Source organism: Malonomonas rubra DSM 5091, from assembly GCF_900142125.1.
GTDB lineage: Bacteria > Desulfobacterota > Desulfuromonadia > Desulfuromonadales > Geopsychrobacteraceae > Malonomonas > Malonomonas rubra.
Genome location: NZ_FQZT01000018.1, coordinates 38,054 through 44,326 on the forward strand (window position 1 = coordinate 38,054; position 6,273 = coordinate 44,326).

Here is a 6,273-nt window from a genome sequence, read left to right on the forward strand (position 1 = left end):
ACTAATCCAGCCCTTTTTGTGCAAGCCATTCGGACATCAGATCGGCAATTTCGAGATTATTCAGATCCGAAAATGGAAAGTGCGTATTGCCAAGGATACCAACCTCCGGCAGATGCACGACAGTTGCGTCCCCACCATGACGGTTAACGGCATCGGCCCAGAGCCTTGCCATCTCAAGACGGATGCGCCACATATCCTGTCCCGGAATATCGGTTGGCTCAGCCGGGATGAAATCCCCGTAATAGATGACAATGGGAATTTTTGTGAGTTTCATGAATTCATCGAGAGGCACTTCAACAGGTTTGAGTGAGCCACCGGAGCTGTTCTTTTCAGGGGGAACTTCACCTTCCGGGAAAACAAAGTTGCTGCCAGGTTCGTAGGACACGACGGCTTTGATTTCAGGATTTTTCATAACAGTTGCCCAACCCATTCCGCCACTGTGAGAGTGAGTCACCAGAACGCCTGGACCAATCTTGTCAAACAGTGCTGCGACAGCATCAGAATTCACATCGATATCTATTGGGCCGGTATCGGGAGTCATCTGACGAAAGTATTGTTCCAGAGAAGACTGGTCTTGGGGGAACTGTACTTCTGGGTAAAATTCAGGCCAGATTCCGACCCGGAAAATATTGAACCATCTCTGCTCGTCAGGTACTGGCTCAATTGTCCTTGCCACGGTGCTACGCCCAGCATTGCCCCGACGTGGCTGGTCCAGCAGATACACCGGGTAATCACGCCGCAGGAAGATATTCTGGAATCCCTCGCGACCATCAGGCGTGGTCTCCCAAGTTTTCGAGAACTGGCCATAGCCATGCCAGAAGACCAGAGGCAGTTTTCGGGCTTTTTCAGGGATTTGGTAAAATGCATAAACGTGGTCACCGTGAAAGGTTTGGCCCTCAGGTGTCATTTTAACGGGATCGAAGGTCCCCGGACTGGTGATCACGGTACCGCCAGCAGTAAAACTACCTTGCTCTTGGATAACGATTGGTTCAAGCTTTCCGCTATGCTGAACCGCTGAACAGGCTGTTAGGCTCACGCTGGCAAATACCAGCGCGAGCACTACAAACAATTTTCCAAATCTTGCCTTCATCGCTGACTCCTTATTTGAGTGTTTTCCCGAAAAACTCATTCAACTTGTCCATGGCCTGATCAACATATTGCGGCTTCCAATAGGTTTCGATGTGGGTAGCACCGTTGATCAGAAACAACTCTTTATTTTGTGTGCCATGAGCGTCTTTGAACGCATCCAGGGTCATGTACAGGGAATCAGCATTGGTGCCTGCCATCATCAACAATGGTTGGTTGATCAAGTCCATATTGCTGGCGGCATCGAAGCTCATCAAGTCGAGCAGGCTGCTCATGGTGTATCTGAACGTTGAATTCGGGTGGGCGTGGGTCTTGCCGTAGTAGCCAAACCCTTCACGATAGAGATCAAACGGCAGCTTGGCGATTTGTTCATCGGTCAATTTGGCATTGGCGGCATAAATAATCTCACCACCAGCCGCTTCCTGAGCGCGGGCATCCGACGCTTGCTGCAAGCGTTTCTGGATGGTGGACATTTGCGAGTCCATATAGCCGTTGCGTCTCACCCGACCGGAATTGAACATGCTCAAGGTGGCAACGGTTTTAAATCGCTTGTCAGACTGGGCTGCTTTTAGAGAATAGCCACCACCGCCGCAAATACCGAGCAGGGCCAACCGACTGGCATCAACTCCCGCATATTGGGTGATAAAGTCAGCCATGCCATGAATATCCTCAATCCGGTTCGCTGGCTTATCCACATTGCGGGGCAAGCCACCGCTGGCTCCCTGGTACGCCGCATCGGCAGCGATGGTGATATAGCCTTGCTCTGCCAAACGTTGCGCATACAAACCGGCAACCTGCTCTTTCACACCACCATTGGGATGAGCCACCACCACGGCTGGATATTGTTTGCTGGGTTCATAGTTCGCAGGGGTATAGACATTGGCCGAAATATCGAGGCCATTAAGTTTGTAAGTAACCGGATGAATATTGACTTTACCTTTGACATTTTCTGTAATCGCACCTTCGTAGGTCAGGGTGAACGGGTTTAGTTTGTAATCAGCAGCCATAGCTACACCTGCTGAAATGCTAATGATTGCTGCTAAGAGTGTTGCTCTAAGGATTGACGTCCATAGCGAAAAGTTTCTTATTTTTGACATTGTCCTTACCTTCCTTTTAGTCGTGAGTTGATTTTTTATAGTCCTGTCATTTCCAAAAAGCCCTCAGGAAGCCTGGCTCCTTGCACCTTGATCCTTGCCGAAGTCGCGTCAATTTCACGGAGATCATCAGCACTCATTTCAACGGTAAGTGCCCCGAGGTTTTCATCGAGGCGCGTAAGCTTTTTGGTACCCGGAATCGGCACAATCCATGGTTTCTGAGCCAACAGCCAAGCAATAGCAACCTGTGCCGGGGTCGCCTTCTTGCGTTCGGCAACAGCTCGGAGCAGATCAACCAACGCGAAATTTGCGTCCAACGCCTCAGGAGAGAACCGGGGAACGTGCGAGCGGAAGTCGGTGCTATCGAATTTGGTGGTCTTGTCGATCTGGCCAGTCAGGAACCCTGCTCCAAGAGGGCTAAATGGAACGAAACCAATTCCGAGTTCTTCGAGAGTCGGGAGGATTTCTTCCTCTACTCCGCGCCAAAACAGGGAGTATTCGCTTTGCACCGCAGCAACCGGCTGGACAGCATGAGCACGACGGATGGTGTTGGCACCTGGTTCTGAAAGTCCGAAGTGCTTGACCTTGCCTTCCTGAATCAAATCTTTCACCGTGCCCGCGACATCTTCAATCGGGGCATTAGGATCGACACGATGCTGATAAAGAAGATCTATGACTTCGACCTTGAGACGCTTAAGTGAGGCTTCCGCAACTTGCCTGATGTGTACAGGACGGCTATCGAGGCCGTACCTTGTTCCGTCAGGACTGATACCAAACCCGAATTTGGTGGCGATCACCACCTGATCGCGAACGGGGGCCAGAGCTTCGCCGACAAGTTCCTCATTGGCAAAAGGTCCGTATGCCTCAGCGGTATCAAAAAAGTTGACACCTCGCTCGACAGCAGATCGAATTAGTTCAATTGCATCCTTCTTGTTAGCACCGGGACCATAAACGGCTCCCATGCTCATGCAGCCAAGACCGAGTGCCGAGACTTCCAGACCACTATTTCCAAGTTTGCGTTTTTGCACTTTTTACTCCTTGATTCCTTAGATCAGCGGTCAACACGTTTTTGAAGCTGTGCCGAGTACCGGTCTCCTTGCACTTCTATTCCCGCAACAGCGGCTGAAATGTTCTCGATATCTTCCCTTGTCAGCTCCACGTTGGCTGCGCCAAGGTTCTCTTTAAGTCGATGGAGTTTTGTGGTTCCAGGGATTGGAACAATCCACGGCTTTTGGGCGAGAACCCAGGCGATAGCGATCTGCGCACGTGAGACATTTTTGTTGGATGCAATGTCTCCGAGCAAATTGACCAAGACCTGATTGGCCTTGCGCGCCTCAGGAGAAAAGCGCGGCACGCTGTTCCGAAAGTCATCTTCTGATAATTTTGTTTCCTCATTGATCGCGCCGGTCAGAAAGCCCTTGCCAAGAGGACTGAAGGGGACAAAGCCGATTCCAAGTTCTTCAAGAGTCGGCAGGATCTCCGCCTCGGGTTCCCGCCACCAGAGCGAATATTCACTTTGAAGTGCGGTTACCGGCTGTACGGCGTGGGCACGGCGGATGGTTTTTGCGCCTGCTTCAGACAGGCCAAAGTGCTTAACTTTCCCGGCCTGGATCAGATCCTTGACTGCCCCGGCAACGTCTTCAATGGGAACATCCGGATCAACACGGTGCTGGTAATAAAGATCGATGACGTCTGTCTTCAGACGTTGAAGACTTTCTTCGACGCTCGTCTTGATAGTTTCAGGACGGCTATCTGTAAGTAGCTGTTTGCCATCGCTACTAAATCGAATGCCGAACTTGGTCGCTATCACGACCTTGTCGCGTAATGGCGCGAGAGCCTCGCCGACCAGCTCTTCGTTGGTGAATGGCCCGTAGACTTCAGCGGTATCAAAAAACGTCACTCCAAGGTCAACAGCAGATCGTATCAGATCGATCCCTGCTTTTTTGTCAGTGGCTGGCCCATAACCGAAGCTAAGCCCCATGCAACCAAAGCCTATTGCTGAAACATTCAATCCGCTGTTTCCCAATTGTCGATTTTCCATATATCCATCTCCTTGTTCTTTTTGAGCAGTGCCTCAATCGTGGCCCTATAATCTCATCAGACATGAATTTGCAGGTAGACCAATCCTCTTGACTTATTGCCTATTCGTCTTGCATGGCATAAAATATTTGAAGTTGGGAGCTACTGAGAGTAGTGTTTCTGTATGGGCAAAGCACTTAAGACAGGGGATATACAATGAAAAAAGAGAAGCAGACGCTACACGAGGCTATGAGTTGCCTGGCAGAAAGCATTGCACGATTTACTGAGGATGGAGAATTGCGTCCTTCGAAGATCCAAGATCTTTGGCTTTTCAGGAAACCCGACCTCTCCGAGCCACTTACTGGAGCATACGAACCGAGTATTTGCTTAATCGCCCAAGGAGCTAAACGCGTCATGCTTGGGGAAGACAGCTATAGATATGATGCAAGTCATTATCTTTTTTCAGGGCTTCACCTGCCAGTGGTTGCGCAGATAATCGAGGCCAGCCCGGATAAACCATATTTAGGCCTCAAGCTGACCTTTGATTACCGCGACATATCTCAGCTAATGGCCGACAGCCAACTGCCTCCACCAAGATCTCAAAAAACAGATCGAGGCATGTCCACGGGCAAGATGACGGTTCCTTTGGCGAATGCCTTCCAGAGGTTGGTTGACCTGCTTGATGAAGAGCAAGATATCCCGATACTGGCTCCAGTCATTCAGCGCGAGATCTGGTACCGGTTATTGGTGGGTGATGAGGGGGCAAGACTGCGCCAGCTCGCTGCAACGGGCACCCAAAGCCAGCAAGTTGCGCGGGCGATAACTTGGTTGAAGGAAAATTTCTCGGAGCCGCTACGGGTCGAGAATCTGGCCGAGATGGCCAGCATGGGCACATCAACCTTCCATCACCACTTTCGCAACATGACAGCGCTCAGTCCGCTACAGTATCAGAAACAATTGCGCCTTCAGGAAGCCCGTCGTTTAATGCTGGCTGACCATCTCGATGCCGCAAACGCTGCCTTCCAGGTTGGCTACGAAAGCCCGTCGCAGTTCAGTCGGGAATACAGTCGTCAGTTCGGCGCACCACCAGTTCGTGATATTTCAAACTTACGCGAAGCAGCGATTGGCGCTGGATAAAAAACTGGCGAGAAATGCTGATGATGGGGTGCAAAGGGGCAGTTCAAAAGTCGATTGTTCACTTTTGGCTGGTTATAAACCCTCTGATCAGCGGATTTGCATAAGTAGCAATTTTCGTTTTGGCAGATACGCTACTGCCTGACCTGCAGATTGGCAAAAATAGGCATCTGCGACAATTGACACTGTTGTCCGATCTGCCTCTTTTTCAACGCCACATGCGCTAAATTATAAAAATTACTTTTTTGAGACTATAAAAAGCCTAGCCTGCTGGCCGACTCATTGGTTAGTCATCAAGCTTCTGCCTCAAGGGACTTGTTAGAATAAGGGCCAGCAGCAGCAAGGCGGCACCCTGCATATACATAGAATCTGTTGCATCGCTTACCTCATTGACCCACTGAGTAATATCAAGTCCAAGCCAGCCATATAGTCGATTTGTCAACCAGCCAAGAGCTAGCGACGCTAGAGCAATAGACGCCAAATAAACCATTGTCGCCTGTTTACCGAAGTAGCGTGCCACAACGGTCAACGTTGCTGCATTGGTTGCCGGTCCTGCTAGAAGAAAAACTAAAGCTGCACCAGGAGAAAGTCCTTTTAGAACCAGTGCCGCAGCAACAGGCGTAGAGGCACTGGCACAGATGTAGATGGGGATGCCGACCCCCAGCATAATCAGCAATGATAGAGCTTCGTTGCCCATATAGCGCAGGAAAAAATCATCCGGGACAAGGTAAGAGATCAGCCCGGCAACAACAATTCCGAGGAGCAGCCATTTGCCGATATCTCCGAGCAGATCACCAAAGGCGTAAGAAAGTCCGTGGTGGATCCGGTGAAGATGTGTTTCGTGCTTTTTTGATGGGGAACTCCCATTCTTTTTTGCCGGTCAGCCACAGCCAGGCTCTTTGGCTTCTTCTTTGGAGGCCGGTTCAATATCCTCCGGCAA

Annotated in this window: 7 protein-coding genes; 1 reads left to right on the top strand and 6 read right to left on the bottom strand. The window is 50.4% G+C overall.

Translation table 11 applies throughout. From position 1 onward, the window contains the following. Position 1 precedes the first annotated feature (1 nt). From BUB13_RS16315 to BUB13_RS16330, 4 genes are read right to left on the bottom strand one after another with little or no spacing between them, the layout of a single operon-like run. Complete coding sequence (locus BUB13_RS16315) at positions 2–1,090, bottom strand: alpha/beta hydrolase (RefSeq protein ID WP_072909832.1); 1,089 nt, start codon at positions 1,088–1,090, stop codon at positions 2–4. 10 nt (positions 1,091–1,100) lie between these two features. Continuing rightward, positions 1,101–2,183: an alpha/beta hydrolase gene (locus BUB13_RS16320; RefSeq protein WP_072909833.1), complete on the bottom strand. Its 1,083-nt coding sequence runs from the start codon at positions 2,181–2,183 to the stop codon at positions 1,101–1,103. Between the two features lie 35 nt (positions 2,184–2,218). Continuing rightward, positions 2,219–3,208: an aldo/keto reductase gene (locus BUB13_RS16325; RefSeq protein ID WP_072909834.1), complete on the bottom strand. Its 990-nt coding sequence runs from the start codon at positions 3,206–3,208 to the stop codon at positions 2,219–2,221. 23 nt (positions 3,209–3,231) lie between these two features. Continuing rightward, positions 3,232–4,221, bottom strand: a complete 990-nt coding sequence (locus tag BUB13_RS16330) for an aldo/keto reductase (RefSeq protein ID WP_072909835.1) — start codon at positions 4,219–4,221, stop codon at positions 3,232–3,234. A 194-nt stretch (positions 4,222–4,415) separates the two neighbouring features. Here BUB13_RS16330 and BUB13_RS16335 point away from each other — a divergent pair, with 194 nt between their 5' ends. Continuing rightward, a complete protein-coding gene (locus tag BUB13_RS16335) occupies positions 4,416–5,336 on the top strand; it encodes an AraC family transcriptional regulator (protein WP_072909836.1) in 921 nt (306 codons plus the stop codon). Positions 5,337–5,619: 283 nt separating this feature from the next. Here the strand turns inward: BUB13_RS16335 and BUB13_RS16340 are convergent, their stop codons facing one another. Then, positions 5,620–6,156 carry a permease gene (locus BUB13_RS16340; RefSeq protein WP_084092228.1) on the bottom strand — a complete coding sequence of 179 codons (537 nt, stop codon included), beginning with the start codon at positions 6,154–6,156 and terminating at the stop codon, positions 5,620–5,622. Further along, a partial coding sequence (locus tag BUB13_RS19185; RefSeq protein WP_208610194.1) for a hypothetical protein occupies positions 6,069–6,273 on the bottom strand: 205 nt, incomplete at its 5' end. The genes BUB13_RS16340 and BUB13_RS19185, both read right to left, overlap by 88 nt.

Coding starts and splice junctions, on each gene's coding strand:
- BUB13_RS16320 (WP_072909833.1), bottom strand. CDS start 2,183: ATGTCAAAAATAAGAAACTTTTCGCTATGGACGTCAATCCTTAGAGCA.
- BUB13_RS16315 (WP_072909832.1), bottom strand. CDS start 1,090: ATGAAGGCAAGATTTGGAAAATTGTTTGTAGTGCTCGCGCTGGTATTT.
- BUB13_RS16330 (WP_072909835.1), bottom strand. CDS start 4,221: ATGGAAAATCGACAATTGGGAAACAGCGGATTGAATGTTTCAGCAATA.
- BUB13_RS16335 (WP_072909836.1), top strand. CDS start 4,416: ATGAAAAAAGAGAAGCAGACGCTACACGAGGCTATGAGTTGCCTGGCA.